Source organism: Planococcus sp. SE5232 (assembly GCF_050686535.1).
In the GTDB taxonomy this organism is placed as follows: domain Bacteria; phylum Bacillota; class Bacilli; order Bacillales_A; family Planococcaceae; genus Planococcus.
This window is the reverse complement of sequence record NZ_JBOGCP010000002.1, coordinates 362,890-377,745: the sequence shown is the minus strand read 5'-3', so window position 1 is coordinate 377,745 and position 14,856 is coordinate 362,890. Positions and strand designations below refer to the sequence as shown.

At 51.0% G+C, this 14,856-nt stretch carries 11 protein-coding genes, 1 other RNA gene and 1 other annotated feature; of the genes, 10 read left to right on the top strand and 2 right to left on the bottom strand.

Annotated features, from left to right (window positions below; all coding sequences use genetic code 11):
- Positions 1-22: 22 nt before the first annotated feature.
- The 4 genes from ACRC6Q_RS10700 to dtd all read left to right on the top strand — a co-directional run bounded on the left by ACRC6Q_RS10700 (position 23) and on the right by dtd (position 4,845).
- Positions 23-1,576 (top strand): glycosyl hydrolase family 28-related protein, encoded by a 1,554-nt coding sequence (locus ACRC6Q_RS10700; RefSeq protein WP_431466497.1) that lies wholly within the window; start codon positions 23-25, stop codon positions 1,574-1,576.
- A 21-nt stretch (positions 1,577-1,597) separates the two neighbouring features.
- Positions 1,598-2,122: a type 1 glutamine amidotransferase domain-containing protein gene (locus tag ACRC6Q_RS10695; protein ID WP_223638141.1), complete on the top strand. Its 525-nt coding sequence runs from the start codon at positions 1,598-1,600 to the stop codon at positions 2,120-2,122.
- A gap of 80 nt (positions 2,123-2,202) precedes the next feature.
- On the top strand, positions 2,203-4,395 hold the full coding sequence (locus ACRC6Q_RS10690) for a RelA/SpoT family protein (RefSeq protein WP_223638140.1): 2,193 nt from the start codon (positions 2,203-2,205) through the stop codon (positions 4,393-4,395).
- 9 nt (positions 4,396-4,404) lie between these two features.
- Positions 4,405-4,845 (top strand): D-aminoacyl-tRNA deacylase, encoded by a 441-nt coding sequence (gene dtd / locus ACRC6Q_RS10685; protein WP_298830359.1) that lies wholly within the window; start codon positions 4,405-4,407, stop codon positions 4,843-4,845.
- Between the two features lie 239 nt (positions 4,846-5,084).
- Here the strand turns inward: dtd and ACRC6Q_RS10680 are convergent, their stop codons facing one another.
- Entirely contained in the window at positions 5,085-6,656 is a 1,572-nt protein-coding gene (locus ACRC6Q_RS10680; protein ID WP_431466496.1) for an SH3 domain-containing protein, read from the bottom strand.
- Positions 6,657-6,768: 112 nt separating this feature from the next.
- Positions 6,769-7,008, top strand: a binding site (T-box leader).
- Positions 7,009-7,063: 55 nt separating this feature from the next.
- Between ACRC6Q_RS10680 and hisS the strand changes: the two genes are divergently transcribed.
- From hisS to ACRC6Q_RS10660, 4 genes are all read left to right on the top strand, one after another.
- Positions 7,064-8,344 carry a histidine--tRNA ligase gene (hisS, locus tag ACRC6Q_RS10675; RefSeq protein WP_431466495.1) on the top strand — a complete coding sequence of 427 codons (1,281 nt, stop codon included), beginning with the start codon at positions 7,064-7,066 and terminating at the stop codon, positions 8,342-8,344.
- A 2-nt stretch (positions 8,345-8,346) separates the two neighbouring features.
- Positions 8,347-10,131, top strand: coding sequence for an aspartate--tRNA ligase (aspS, locus tag ACRC6Q_RS10670; protein ID WP_431466494.1), 1,785 nt, complete (start codon positions 8,347-8,349; stop codon positions 10,129-10,131).
- 44 nt (positions 10,132-10,175) lie between these two features.
- Positions 10,176-10,358: non-coding RNA, 6S RNA (gene ssrS / locus ACRC6Q_RS10665), on the top strand.
- Positions 10,359-10,459: 101 nt separating this feature from the next.
- Complete coding sequence (locus tag ACRC6Q_RS10660) at positions 10,460-11,224, top strand: tRNA threonylcarbamoyladenosine dehydratase (RefSeq protein ID WP_223638130.1); 765 nt, start codon at positions 10,460-10,462, stop codon at positions 11,222-11,224.
- 547 nt (positions 11,225-11,771) lie between these two features.
- On the opposite strand, the gene ACRC6Q_RS10655 is transcribed toward ACRC6Q_RS10660, so the two are convergent.
- Positions 11,772-13,061: a replication-associated recombination protein A gene (locus ACRC6Q_RS10655; RefSeq protein WP_431466493.1), complete on the bottom strand. Its 1,290-nt coding sequence runs from the start codon at positions 13,059-13,061 to the stop codon at positions 11,772-11,774.
- 220 nt (positions 13,062-13,281) lie between these two features.
- Here ACRC6Q_RS10655 and cymR point away from each other — a divergent pair, with 220 nt between their 5' ends.
- Positions 13,282-13,698, top strand: coding sequence for a cysteine metabolism transcriptional regulator CymR (cymR, locus tag ACRC6Q_RS10650; protein WP_223638501.1), 417 nt, complete (start codon positions 13,282-13,284; stop codon positions 13,696-13,698).
- A 15-nt stretch (positions 13,699-13,713) separates the two neighbouring features.
- On the top strand, positions 13,714-14,847 hold the full coding sequence (locus ACRC6Q_RS10645) for a cysteine desulfurase family protein (RefSeq protein WP_431466492.1): 1,134 nt from the start codon (positions 13,714-13,716) through the stop codon (positions 14,845-14,847).
- Positions 14,848-14,856: the final 9 nt, after the last annotated feature.

The window sequence follows — 14,856 nt, the reverse complement described above, 5'->3', positions numbered from 1 at the left end:
ACGAATAGGAGGTGGCCGGAATATGAAGTTGGAAAAAGAGCACAACCCCCGATTAAATGCTGCATGGATTGACCACTACCTGGACAATCGTACACCTCTAGAGAAAATCACCCGCGAGACCGAACAATACTTCAACGCCATCAAAAAAGATTTTGCCGTCAGCAAACACGCCCGGCGGAAATCCAGCCTCACTGAGAAACTATGGTCTTTATTCGCAGAAGAATTCATTCCCGAAGACGAACATGGCTTTGGGACCCGTGTGTCCGGACAGCAGCTTTATCCGGAATGGAAAGAACGGCTGGACAGTGAATACCGCAAATTGGATTCAACCATCCAGCGCCGCGTCAACGTCCGGGATTATGGCGCCTTGGGCGACGGGGAAACAGACTGCACCGAAGCTTTTAAAAAAGCTTTCGGCAAAGGTGCGGTCGAAGTGAAGGTGCCGGCAGGCGTTTATGTGGTAGAAGGCCTTCGGCTGCCGTCGTGGACCCGCCTGATTGGAGCGGGAAAAGGCCGTACCACCATAAAGTTGCATCCGAAAGCGCCGCGGAAGGCAAGGCTTTTGACCAATAGCCATCACCTGTCGGGCAACCGCAATATTTCCGTGGAGAAGCTGACGCTTGACTGGCATATCGAACGCCTCGGCGAAGTCGAGAACACCAGCGCAGGCGGCAATCATTCCAGTTGCCTGACCTATGCGCACGTCACCTATGGCTGGGTCAAGGACGTGGACGCACTCAATCCAGGCTTGCATTGCTTCGATATCACGGCACCTCTGTATAATTACGCCGGAGACGGGCTGCGGGGCAAAGGCGGCAGCCGGTTTGTCTGGCTCGATGGCGTCACCGGCTCCGGTTTTGGCGATGATGGTTTGACGACGCATCACAGCGATTATATTTTCGTCTCCAATTCGCATTTCAGCGACCCGAGCGGCCGGGCGCATCAAGCTGGCTTTTCCAACTCCAATGGCTTTGAAGTGGATGACGGCTCCCGCCACGTTTGGCTAGTCGACAATTCCAGCACCCGCTGTTTCGGAGGCATCGAGATCAAAGCCCACGCCAATTCCTCGGCAGCATCAGGGGTCTATATTTCGGGGCATCTATCGGTCCACGACAACCGGTCGTTCAATTTCCGCCATATCGGCCATCATAAAAAAGACGATCCGGAATCGCGGTCAGCGTTCAATATAAAAGCGCAGCGGCTGGTATCCATCGAACCTATTGAAACATCCCTCTACGAAGGGTCGCCACCGCGAAGTTTGGTGGTGTCCGGCTATCGGAATGTCGCCATCAACCGCTTTTTGTTTGTGGGAGACCCCGATACTGATTATAAAAAGCAGCCCGCTGCCGCGATTCAATACCGCGCCGCATGCGTGTCGTTGACCAATGGCGTCATCCGGGATTTCACGACGGCAAGCGCTGACGTGTCGATCGCCGGTGGCGAACAAAGCGCGCGGAGTGTGCGGGTGGAAAACTTGATCTGCCTGGGTTCTGCCGAACAGGCGGTGGCTGTCGGAAAAGGCAGCGAACTGGTCCGTTTGGAGAGTGTCAGAAAACGCAGCAGCCATTTACTTTAAACTATACGAGGAGGCAATAATATGAGATTGACTGGAAAGAAAGTGTTGAGTTTCATTCACCATGAATTCGAGGATCTGGAACTTTGGTATCCGATTTTAAGATTGCGTGAAGAAGGGGCAGAAGTGGACATCGCAGGAGAGGAGGCAGGTGTCGATTATATCGGCAAATACGGCGTTCCGGCAAAATCGGATATGACTTATGGCGAAGCGCTCGCCAAGGAATACGACGCGATTCTTGTTCCAGGCGGCTGGGCACCCGACAAAATCCGCCGCTTTCCGGAAGTTTTGGAGATGGTCTGCCATATGGATGACCAGAAAAAGCCGATCGGGCAAATTTGCCACGCCGGGTGGGTGCTTATTTCCGCCAATATTTTAAATGGCCGAAAAGTCACCAGCACGCCAGGCATAAAAGATGATATGGTCAATGCCGGCGCGGAGTGGCTGGATGAAGCCGTGGTGGTGGATGGGCACTTGGTGTCAAGCCGCCGGCCACCGGATCTGCCGGATTATCTCCGTGAATTCATTAAAGTGATGGAGAAGGGCTAACAAAGCTTTACATTTAACCACTTTGTTTTTTATAATAGAAAGATATACTTTTGGAAAAATTTAAAGCAAGGTGGGCAATTATGGCGAAGGATCAAGTGAGAACAGCTGAAGATGTATTCGAGATGGTTGCGTCTTATATGAATGCCGATCATGTGAAAACGATTAAGAAGGCGTATCAAGTTGCGTACGATGCCCACATGGGACAGTTCCGGAAATCCGGAGAACCGTATATTGTGCATCCGGTGCAGGTGGCCGGGATCCTGGCAGAGCTGCAGATGGATCCAGCCACTGTGGCAGCGGGCTTTTTGCATGATGTCGTGGAAGATACGGAAGTCAGCCGGGAAGACATCGTCCGTGATTTCGATGAAGAAGTGGCGATGCTGGTCGACGGCGTGACCAAGTTGAGCAAGATCAAGTATTTGTCCAAAGAAGAGCAGCAGGCGGAAAACCACCGCAAGATGTTTGTGGCGATGGCACAGGACATCCGTGTCATCCTCATCAAACTGGCTGACCGTCTGCACAATCTCCGGACCCTGAAATACCAGTCTGTTGAAAAGCAGCGCATCAAAGCCAATGAAACCTTGGAAATCTTTGCCCCGATTGCGCACCGGCTTGGGATCAATACCATCAAGTGGGAACTGGAAGATACGGCATTGCGCTATTTGAACCCGCAGCAGTATTACCGGATCGTCAATTTGATGAAAAAGAAACGGACCGAACGGGAAGAATATTTAAATAAAGTTATGGGTGAGATCCGCACACAGCTCGACGAAGTCGACATCAAGGCGGATCTTTTCGGCCGGCCGAAACACATCTACAGCATTTACCGGAAGATGGCCATCCAAAATAAACAGTTCAACGAAATCTATGATTTATTGGCAGTCCGCATCACCGTGGAAAGCATCAAGGACTGTTATGCGGTACTGGGCATCATCCATTCCACATGGAAGCCGATGCCGGGCCGCTTCAAGGATTACATCGCGATGCCGAAACAGAACCTATACCAGTCGCTGCACACGACCGTAATCGGTCCACAAGGCGATCCGCTGGAAGTGCAGATCCGCACCGAAGAAATGCACCGCATCGCCGAATATGGGGTAGCGGCGCATTGGGCCTATAAAGAAGGCAAAACCATCGACAAGCCGAAAAGCTCGGTCGATTCACGCCTGTCGTGGTTCCGTGAAATCCTTGATTTCCAGAACGAATCCGACAACGCGGAAGAATTCATGGAATCATTGAAATATGATCTGTTTTCCGATATGGTCTACGTCTTCTCGCCAAAAGGCGACGTCATCGAAATGCCGGCAGGCTCCTGTCCAATCGATTTCGCCTACCGTGTCCACTCGGAAATCGGCAATAAAACCATCGGCGCCAAAATAAACGGCAAGATGGCACCGCTCGATACGGAGTTGCATACGGGAGACATCGTGGAAATTTTGACGTCGAAGCAATCTTTCGGACCAAGCCGCGACTGGCTGAAAATCGCCAAATCGACGCAGACGAAAAACAAGATCAAGCAATTCTTCAAAAAGCAATTGCGTGAAGACAATGTCCAAAAAGGCCGGGACTTGATCGAAAAAGAGATCAAATCCCAGGAGTTCCCGATCAAAGAAGTGCTGACGAACGAAAATATCAAGCGCGTCTGCGATAAATTCAATTTTGCAGGCGAAGACGATATGTACGCAGCGGTCGGCTTTACCGGAATTACGGCTCAACAGGTCGTCAACCGCCTGGCAGAAAAAATGCGCAAAAAACGTGAGCAGGAAGAAGCACTTGAAAAAATCACCGTTGAAATGAAATCCAATGTACCGAAAAAGCAGACGGAATCAGGCGTCATCGTCCGAGGCATCGACAACATGATGATCCGCCTGTCGAAATGCTGCAACCCGGTGCCGGGTGACGACATCATCGGCTTTATCACTAAAGGCCGAGGCGTTTCCGTCCACCGCACCGATTGTCCGAACATCCACTCCGAAGAAAACGACCGTCTGATACCGGTTGAATGGGAGAATGAGGGGTCGCCGGACAATAAATCGTACCAGATCGACATTGAAGTGCAGGCATACGACCGCACCGGTTTGATCAATGAAGTCATGCACATGGTCAGCGAAACGAAGACGACCATCACCGCCGTGAGCGGCCGTGCGGATAAAGACAAGATCGCGACGATCAATCTGTCGATCATGATTCCGCATATCTCGCACCTGAACCGCGTCGTCGAACGGATCAAATCGATTCCCGATGTCTACTCGGTCCAGCGTGTGACGAATTAAGGAGGCAGCATGAGAGTAGTTCTGCAACGATCCAAAGGAGCATCGGTGACGGTCGAAGGCGACATAACCGGCGCCATCAGCTCCGGCTATGTGCTGCTTGTCGGCATCACCCATGAAGATACAGAGAAGGATGCCGATTATCTGGCCGGCAAGATTGCTCAGCTTCGCCTGTTCGAAGACGAAGAAGGCAAGATGAACCGGTCGATTCTCGACAACGGGGGCGAGATCCTGTCGATCTCCCAATTCACGCTTTACGGCGATGTCAAAAAAGGGCGTCGGCCAAGCTTCATCTCGGCGGCGCGGCCGGAAACGGCAGAACCGCTTTGGCAGGCCTTTAACGAGGCGCTGCGAAGTCATGGCCTGGTTGTCGAAACCGGCATCTTCGGCGCCATGATGGACGTCCAGCTGGTCAATGACGGCCCCGTGACGATCCTGGTGGAATCTAAATAGAAATTTGAGGAGAAGTGCAGGCGAGTTAGCCTGTGCTTCTTTTTGGTTTGTCCAGCTTATCCCTACTTCCCGCACGATACGCACGTTCGCGGCCAGATACGCACGCTTTTGTCAAAATACGCACGTTCACAGGAAAATACGCACGCTCAGCAGATATTGCGCACGTTCGGAAAGAAATATGCACGAAACACAAAAATCCACACAAAAAAAGCACGGAGAATATTTTCTCCGTGCTTTTTTTATTCACCCAGCTGGGCATCAAAGTAGTTGATGATGCCGGTGTAGAGGCCGAGCGCCGCCTGTTCGCGGAATTGCTTAGTGGTCAGGACGCGTTCCTCGTTGAAATTGCTGAGGAAGCCAAGTTCGACGAGCACGGCCGGCTGCTGATTTTCACGGAGCACGAGGTAATTGCCGTGCTGGACGCCGCGGTCATGCAGGGTCAATTTGTCGCCGAGTCCCGAGTTGAGGTATTCGGCTAATTCTTTTTGGTAATCGTGCTGGTAATAGGATGTGAATCCAGATATGCTGCTGTCGTCGGTGGAATCGTAGTGGATGCTGACAAAGGCGTCGGCTCCAGCCTGCTGGCTGCTGGCAACGCGCTTGCGCAGATCGACATAGGTGTCGGACTGCCGGGTCATGACGACTTCAGCTCCAGCTGCGTTCAGATGATGGGACAGGGTTTCTGCAGTCTTCAAGGTCAATTCTTTTTCTTCTGTTTTGCGGACGCCGACGGTACCGCCGTCATTGCCGCCATGGCCCGGATCGAGCACGATGGTGATGCCGTTCAAGGTGCCTTTCTTGCGGTCAGGCATCTCTGTCTGCTCTTCTTCTACAATCGCGTCTTCTGAAGACACGACCCATTCAGCAACAAAGGCGGCCTGGCCATCCGGTAATGAAACCTGATACCATTCGCCTTGCTTATCGAGGACCGGCAAGTTATCTCCGGCATCTGCGCGGCTGGCAACTTCAGATGCAGTTGTCGCTTCGGTCCGCAGGTTTGTGCCGTCGGTCAGGATGGTGACGGACTCTTGCGTATCGTTCGAGCGCGTTTCGGCTGTCTCGTCGGATAATTGGCCGTGGAATGCATATGCCCAGCCGCTTTTGCCTTCAGCCAATTGGATTTCCACCCAATTTCCTTTCATGGACACGACAGGGAAGACCTGTCCTTGGTTGACTGTCTGTTGGATCTTCGAGCTGAGATCAGGTTTTGAGCGGACATTCAATGCGCTGACGGCAATTTCGAAAGAAGAGACTTTGGAAAGCGCCTCTTTCTTTTCCTCTGTTTTCTCGGCGTCAGCCGGCTGATCTGTTTCGGGTGCTCCATCAGCCACGCTTATGTATTGCTTGGAGACAAATCCCCGGGTATTGCGGAAATTGATTTCCAGCCAGTCTCCTGCTGCGCTGATCACTTCAGCCTCGTCTCCGGCTTTCATCTTCGTCAGCACAGCTGCTGAGAGATCGGGTTGTGCACGGACGTTCAGGCCGTTGACCGAAGATACGGCTGTTTGGCCGGATGCCGTTTGTTCTTCATCCTTGGATGTCGTCAGCCAGGAAGCGATCCAGCCTTCCTTGTCATCCACACGGACTTCCAGCCAGTCGCCTTCTTTGGAAATGACGGAAGCCGTCTGTCCCTGCTCCAAGTCGCCGGTTACGCTATATGACAATCCAGGGCCGCTTCTGACATTGACCGTAGTGCCGGAAATTTCGACGCTGCCGGTATCGGCTGATGCATGATCTTTATCGAGCAGCGGCAAGCTGCCGGCTATGAATAAAAAGAATAAAATAAGTACGATGAACCATTTGCGTTTCATGCCATTCCCCCTAAAGAAACTTCTCTCCCATAGTATCAAAAAACGGGCGCCTTGTGTCAAAAAGGTTGACAAGCTATCGGGGAGTTATTAAGATTGATTTATTATACTTATATATTTGCTGACGACGGAGAAAGTAATTGCATGATTTGGCTGAAAAGAGAGGGAAAGTCTCAGGCTGTAAACTTTCCTGCAGACAACTGCGACGAAAAACACTTTCGAGGCTTTTTTCTGAAAAGCGTAAGCCGCTTATTAGGAAAAAACGGAACCGGCCGTTACCCGGAATGAGAGGATGCATCTTTTTGCATCAACTAGGGTGGAACCGCGGAAGCTTATACAGGCTCTCGTCCCTTGCGTAAAGCAAGGGGCGGGAGCTTTTTTGTATGGAAAAATAGAGGAGTGAAGAGAGTATGAACATTCAAGCACCACGCGGCACGTATGACGTGCTGCCCGACCAATCCGCCAAATGGCAGGAAGTCGAACAAAAAATCAACGACTTGTGCAGGCTCTACCAATACAAGGAAATCCGCACGCCTATTTTCGAACACACGGAATTATTCCAGCGCAGTGTCGGTGACACGACGGATATCGTCCAAAAGGAAATGTATACATTCCAGGACCGCGGCGACCGTTCACTGACGCTGCGTCCGGAAGGCACAGCGTCCGTTGTCCGATCTTATGTAGAAAATAAATTATTCGGCATGCCGGACCAGCCGGTGAAATTATTCTATACCGGCCCGATGTTCCGCTATGAACGTCCGCAGGCAGGCCGCATGCGCCAGTTTGTGCAGTTCGGTGTCGAAGCAATCGGTTCCAAGGATCCGGCAATCGACGCAGAAGTGATTTCACTTGCTATGGACCTATACCGTTCTGTCGGCCTGAAACAATTGCGTCTGGTCATCAATTCACTCGGCGACACGGAAAGCCGTGTGGCGCATAAAGAAGCACTGATCAAACATTTCGAGCCAAGCATCGATGAATTCTGCAGCGACTGCCAGATCCGGCTCAAGAAAAATCCATTGCGCATCCTGGATTGCAAAGTGGACCGCAACCATCCGTTGATGGCAACTGCGCCGTCCCTTACTGATTATTTGAACGAAGAATCACAGGCTTATTTTGATGAAGTGCAAGCGTACCTTTCGAGCATGGACATCGACTTTGTCGTGGATCCGAATCTGGTCCGCGGACTTGATTATTATAACCACACCGCTTTTGAAATCATGAGCGAAGCGGAAGGCTTCGGCGCCATCACAACTTTGGCCGGCGGCGGACGCTATAACGGCCTCGTCGAAGATCTCGGCGGTCCGGAATCTCCGGGAATCGGCTTTGCGATGAGCATCGAGCGCTTATTGTTGGCGCTTGAGATGGAAAAAGTCGAAATCGGCCAATCGAACAACCTGGAGGTTTACGTGGTGGCGATGGACGAGTCGAGCAAGAAAAAAGCATTTTCGGTCGTACGCGATCTACGTTTGAACGGCATTTCAGCGGATATGGATTTCAACGGCCGCAAAGTGAAAGCGCAGATGAAATCCGCTGACCGCAAAGGCGCCGGCTTCGTCATCGTCATCGGCGAAACGGAATTGGCAAGCGGAAAAGTGGCATTGAAGGAAATGGCGACGGGTGAGCAGCAGGAAATGGCATTCGAAGAAATCGCCCAAACCATATTGAAAAAGAAATCACTGGAGGAATAATTATGTCTAGAACGCATTATTGTGGGGAAGTCAACGAAACTGCCATTGGGCAGCGTGTTACATTAAAAGGCTGGGTACAAAAACGCCGGGACCTTGGCGGCTTGATCTTTGTCGATGTCCGTGACCGTTCAGGAATTGTCCAAGTGGTCTTCAATCCGGAAATTTCAACAGAAGCCGCCGCGATCGGTGAGTCGCTGCGCAATGAATTTGTGGTTCATATCGATGGTCTGGTTGTAGAACGAACTGAAGGACAAGTAAATGCGGCCATGAAAACCGGGAAAATCGAAGTGCAGGTGGATCATGCCTCCATTATCAATGCAGCGAAAAATCCGCCATTCGCGATCGAAGACAATACCGATGTCAATGAAGACCTGCGCCTGAAATACCGTTACCTGGACCTGCGCCGTCCGGCAATGTACGAAACATTCAAAATGCGTTCAGACGTCACCAAATCCATCCGCCGCTTTTTGGATGAAGAAGGTTTCATTGAAGTGGAAACACCAATTTTGACGAAATCAACTCCTGAAGGCGCACGCGATTATTTGGTGCCAAGCCGTGTCCATGACGGAGAATTCTATGCCTTGCCGCAGTCTCCGCAGCTCTTCAAGCAGATGCTGATGGTGTCCGGCTTCGATAAATATTACCAGATTGCCCGCTGCTTCCGTGATGAAGATCTCCGTGCAGACCGCCAGCCGGAATTCACGCAAATCGATATGGAAATGAGCTTCCAGACGATGGAAGACATTATCGGGATGAATGAACGTTTGATGGTCCAAATGATGAAAGACGTCAAGAAAATCGACATCGAGCCGACGTTCCAGCGCATGAGCTATACAGAAGCGATGGACCGTTTCGGTTCGGATAAACCGGATGTGCGCTTCGGCCTGGAATTGGTCGACGTCTCGGATCTAGTGAAAGATTCAGCATTCAAAGTCTTCACCGGCGCCATCGAAAACGGCGGCCAGGTTAAACTGATCAACGTCAAAGGCCAGGCTGCCAATTATTCACGCAAGGACATTGACGCACTTGGTGCTTTCGCTGCCGTTTACGGCGCAAAAGGACTTGCGTGGCTGAAAGTCGAAGAAGAAGGCGTAAAAGGGCCGATCGCCAAATTCTTTGAAGGCGAAGCGGCAACTGCTTTGACCGAACGTGCAGAAGCGGAAGCTGGAGATTTACTGTTGTTCGTGGCAGACAAGCGTACGGTTGTAGCCGATGCACTTGGCGCACTTCGGTTGAAATTCGGCAAAGAGCTTGGCTTGATCGACAACTCAATCTATAAATTCCTGTGGATCACGGACTGGCCACTGCTTGAGTATGATGACAAGGAAGGCCGCTATTATGCTGCCCACCATCCTTTCACCATGCCGTTTGAAGAAGACCTGGACAAATTGGCGACAGAACCGCAGAATGTCCGTGCACAAGCTTATGACCTCGTCTTGAACGGCTATGAGCTGGGTGGGGGATCTTCCCGTATCTACCGCCGCGAAATCCAGGAGCAGATGTTTGAAGTGCTGGGCTTCAGCAAAGAAGAAGCCAATGAGCAGTTCGGTTTCCTGATGGAAGCATTCGAATACGGAACGCCTCCACACGGCGGAATCGCTTTCGGCTTGGATCGTCTGGTGATGCTGCTGGCAGGCCGCACGAATCTGCGCGACACCATCGCATTCCCGAAAACGGCCAGTGCCAGCGACCTGCTGACAGATGCGCCGAGCCCGGTTTCCGGCGCGCAGCTTGAAGAATTGAGCCTATCGCTGAACATTCAGAATAATAAAAAAGTATCAGAGTAAAAAGCTTGTCTAAATAAAAAAGGTATGCTAACATACGGGTATAGAGAATCCTGATGTGTTCGTTTTAAGCAATTCGATTTTGACCCAACATTATGTCGTCGGGAGATCGGATTTCACCATGGCTAACATGCCTTAACGGGAAGTTATAAGTGGTGAAGAGGTCACCCACCTGCTTTCAGCGGGTTCAAACGATGCGCACCAACAAAGACGGCACGATTGGGATTCCTAATAAAAAATCATTTTTATCCCTTCGACAATTATTTGTCGGAGGGATTTTTAATGTGTATAATCCCTATTATGCGTATCAATATTGAAAGGCAGTGGCTTAATGTTACACCAATTCTCGAGAAATGAATTAGCAGTAGGTAAAGAAGGAATCGATTTATTGAAAAATGCAACGGTTGCCATTCTGGGCATCGGAGGCGTGGGGTCATTTGCGGCGGAAGCGTGTGCCAGAAGCGGCGTCGGCACCATCATTTTGGTGGACAAAGACAATGTTGACATCACCAATATCAACCGCCAGCTGGTTGCCAACCTGTCAACAGTGGGGCAGTCCAAAGCAGGCGTCATGAAAGACCGCATTGCTGATATCAATACAGAGTGCAAGGTGATTTCCCTGCATATGTTCTATACGGAAGAAACGTACGAAGAATTCTTCAGCTATAACCCGGATTACGTCATCGATGCTTCCGACACCATGATCTACAAAGTCCATTTGATGGAGGAATGCTATAAGCGCGGAACCAAGATTATCGCGAGCATGGGAGCGGCCAACAAGACCGATCCGACCCGCTTTAAGATTGCGGATATCTCCAAAACGCATACCGATCCACTGGCGAAAATCATCCGCAAGAAATTGCGCCAGGCCGGAATCTACAAAGGCATTCCTGTCGTCTTCTCAGACGAAAGCCCAATCATCGTCCGTGAAGACGTGGTCGGAAATGTCGGCAAGCCCGATGCAACCATCCGCAAAGCACAGATGCCGCCGTCCTCGAATGCCTTCGTGCCTTCCTCAGTCGGCTTGATTGCTGCCAGCTGGGTGGTCAATGACATCACCAAGTCCATTCCAATTACACGTGTCCGCATGAATTAAACGAAAGCCGGCTCTTTTCATGAGCCGGTTTTGGCTTTTAGCCAAAAGATTATTAGTTAGAAGTATGAACGAGTAATCAGTGGGTTCTATATTAGATCCTTCACTACAGGCGGACGCTTTCCTACGGGCTTGCGCCGAACTAACTCGGGCTTTGCGCCCGAGTGGATTTCGGCACTTCGCTATCCCGCAGGAGTCGCCGCCTTGCGTTCCGGATTCTGGAATGCATATGTTAAAATTTGGTTTTTTCTTTTCTAGCTAGTTAAGGAATAGAAAAAACGGATTGGATTCGTCACCCTCATTAAGCGTGATATCAATAACGAGACTGGGTGTGAGTCTCATGTAGTGTGGAATCAATTCGGGCTGAATATACCTGTGAGAAGAAGTTATCAGGGCAAATACCTGTTTCTGCCTACTCATTTTCCGTAGACTTTATCTGCAACCAGCTGCTGGCTCTTTTCATGAGCCGGCTTTTCTGTGCTGTTTTCAATAAATTCGTGCATTAAAAAAGCCACCTCCGTTTAAGGAAATGGCGTTGCTTAGAACATATTTATTTTTTATTTTTACGGAAGCTCTTCAGCTTTTCGTAGATTCCGGCGAATTTCTTCTCTTCGCCGGCGACAACCGGTTTGTAGAACTCGGTCGATTTCACTTCTTTCGGCAGATAATCCTGATCAGCCCAGCCGCCGAATGATCCGATCGGCGTGTCATGCGGGTAGCGGTAGCCCCCATGTCCGAGGTCAGCGCTGCCGGCGTAATGGGTATCCCGCAAATGCATCGGGATATCGCCGACGTCGCCTTTGTTGATGGAAGCGATGGCTGCATCGATGGCTTTGTAAGCCGAATTGGATTTTTCGGACAGGCACATTTCTGCGACGGCCTGAGCGAGCGGGATGCGGGCTTCCGGCAAGCCGAGGCGATCCGCTGCCTGGCATGCCGCGAGTACATGGCCGCCGACAGCTGGGTTGGCAAGGCCGATGTCTTCATAGGCCATCACCAGCAAGCGGCGCGTCACTGCGGTCAAGTCGCCATTTTCCAGCAAGTGCGCCAAATAATACATAGCCGCGTTGACATCGCTGCCGCGTACCGATTTTTGCAGCGCTGACAGCAAGTTGAAGAAATGCGATCCTTTTTTGTCGCCGAAGACGCCGACGCGCTTGATCATCTGTTCGACCATCTGATCTTCGACGATGAATTTGCCGTCGCGTTCGTCAGAGGCAATGACAATCGACTCGAGCATCGTCAACGCTTTTCGGGCGTCGCCGTTGGTGCCTTCTGCGATGCGTTCAACCTGCTTCTCTGAAATATCGATCTGCTCGCTGCCGAGGCCGCGTTTCGGATCGGCCAATGCGGAATTCAAGAGCTGGACAATATCTTCATGCGACAGCCGTTTCAGCTGCTTGATTTCACCGCAGCGCGAGCGGATGGCCGGGTTGACATCGTGGAACGGGTTTTCCGTCGTCGCGCCGATGAGGACGATCGAACCGCTTTCGACATGCGGCAGCAGGGCGTCCTGTTGGAGTTTATTGAAACGGTGGATTTCGTCTAGGAACAACAGGACTTTTCCGGTCATGCGTGATTCCGTCACCACTTCTTCAACATCTTTCTTGCCGGAAGTGGTGGCGTTCAAGGCGATGAATGGCAAATTGGACGTGCCGGCGATGGCGTGTGCGATGGACGTCTTGCCGATTCCCGGCTCGCCGTACAACAGCATGGACGGTACGTGGCCGTTGCTGATCATTTTATATAGAGCCGTATGCGGACCGATGACATCTTTTTGTCCGACGACTTCATCGATCGTCCGTGGCCGCATACGGAAAGCTAAAGGTTCGTTGTGCATAAGAAAACTCCTTCCGTACATTCGTTCTATCAGTATAGCGTTTGAAGTTTCAAAAGTCATTGCAAGTCCATTCGGCTCAAATTATGCTATACTGTTTTGAAGAATATTGGTATTTATTTGGAGTGAATCACTTATTTATTATTAGCATTATTCTGCTAATGATGTTCGGTTTTCAACAGAAAGATCTTTCGTTCAATTTATCAAACTTAGAGGTGTAATGATGAAAATATCAACCAAAGGCCGTTACGGTCTGACCATAATGATCGAATTAGGAAAACTGTACGGGGAAGGCCCTGTACCGCTGCGGAAGATTGCGGCGGAAAATGAGTTGTCTGAAGCGTACCTGGAGCAGCTGGTGGGACCACTCCGCAACTCCGGGCTTGTTAAAAGTGTCCGCGGCGCATACGGCGGCTATATGCTGACGCGCCACCCGAAAGAGATTTCCGCTGGAGACGTCATCCGCGTCTTGGAAGGCCCGATCCAGCCGGTTGAAGGCATCGAAGATGAAAAGCAGCCTCAACGCGAGTTGTGGGTGCGCATCCGTGATGCTGTGAAGAATGTTCTCGACACCACCACGATCGAAGATTTGGCGAATGCCAATAACGGTGAAACTGAAAATTATATGTATTATATATAAGGGAGTTAACAGATCATGAATCGAATTTATCTAGACCATGCGGCGACTTCGCCGATGCATCCGGAAGTTGTCACGACTTTTTCCGAAGCACTCGGAACGGTCTACGGCAACCCGTCAAGTATCCATGGGACCGGAAGAGCTGCACGTAAGGCACTGGACGATGCGCGTAAATTACTGGCTGAAAGCATCCACGCTGAGGACAATGAAATCATTTTCACCAGCGGCGGAACGGAAGCGGATAATTTCGCGATCTTCGGAACGGCCGCTAAAAAGAGCGGCAAACATATCATCACGACAGCAATTGAACACCATGCCGTTTTGCATGCCTGCGAGAAGCTGGAGCGGGAAGGCTATGACGTGACGTATTTGCCGGTTGGTGAAAATGGGCGTGTGCGAGCAGAAGACGTGAAAAATGCGCTGCGTGACGATACAATTCTAGTATCGGTCATGCTGGGCAACAACGAAGTCGGCACCCTGCAGCCCATCGCTGAAATCGGCGAATTGCTGAAAGGGACGGAGGTCACTTTCCACACGGATGCTGTCCAGGCATACGGGGTGTTGCCGATCGATGTCGATAGCCTGAATGTCGATTTATTGTCTGTGTCCGCACATAAGCTCAATGGCCCGAAAGGCGTCGGTTTCCTGTACCAACGCAAAGGAACGGCATTGACGCCGCTCCTCTACGGCGGAGAGCAGGAACGCAAACGCCGCGCGGGCACGGAAAACGTGCCGGCGATTGCTGCATTTGCCAAAGCTGTAGAGATTTCTTTGGCGACAATGGAAGAAAAAACAGCGGCTTACGAGCAATACAAAACCATCTTCAGATCTGCTTTAGATCAGCAAGGCATCGACTATAAAGAAAACGGCAGCAACCAAATGCCGCATATTTTAAATCTCAGCATTCCGGGCATTGAAATCGAGTCGTTTCTGGTCAATCTGGATTTAGCGGGAATTTCTGCCTCCAGCGGGTCAGCCTGTACGGCGGGATCGATCGATCCTTCCCATGTGCTGGTTGCGATGTACGGGGAACAGGCGGTAGAGAGCCGCAATTCCATCCGCTTCAGTTTCGGCATCGGTTTGACGCCTCGGGATATTGAACAAGCTGCCGAAAAGACAGCTCAAATCAGCCAGCGTTTGGCGTTAAAATGAAAAGGTGAG

Coding starts and splice junctions, on each gene's coding strand:
- ACRC6Q_RS10700 (WP_431466497.1), top strand. CDS start 23: ATGAAGTTGGAAAAAGAGCACAACCCCCGATTAAATGCTGCATGGATT.
- ACRC6Q_RS10695 (WP_223638141.1), top strand. CDS start 1,598: ATGAGATTGACTGGAAAGAAAGTGTTGAGTTTCATTCACCATGAATTC.
- ACRC6Q_RS10690 (WP_223638140.1), top strand. CDS start 2,203: ATGGCGAAGGATCAAGTGAGAACAGCTGAAGATGTATTCGAGATGGTT.
- dtd (WP_298830359.1), top strand. CDS start 4,405: ATGAGAGTAGTTCTGCAACGATCCAAAGGAGCATCGGTGACGGTCGAA.
- ACRC6Q_RS10680 (WP_431466496.1), bottom strand. CDS start 6,656: ATGAAACGCAAATGGTTCATCGTACTTATTTTATTCTTTTTATTCATA.
- hisS (WP_431466495.1), top strand. CDS start 7,064: ATGAACATTCAAGCACCACGCGGCACGTATGACGTGCTGCCCGACCAA.
- aspS (WP_431466494.1), top strand. CDS start 8,347: ATGTCTAGAACGCATTATTGTGGGGAAGTCAACGAAACTGCCATTGGG.
- ACRC6Q_RS10660 (WP_223638130.1), top strand. CDS start 10,460: ATGTTACACCAATTCTCGAGAAATGAATTAGCAGTAGGTAAAGAAGGA.
- ACRC6Q_RS10655 (WP_431466493.1), bottom strand. CDS start 13,061: ATGCACAACGAACCTTTAGCTTTCCGTATGCGGCCACGGACGATCGAT.
- cymR (WP_223638501.1), top strand. CDS start 13,282: ATGAAAATATCAACCAAAGGCCGTTACGGTCTGACCATAATGATCGAA.
- ACRC6Q_RS10645 (WP_431466492.1), top strand. CDS start 13,714: ATGAATCGAATTTATCTAGACCATGCGGCGACTTCGCCGATGCATCCG.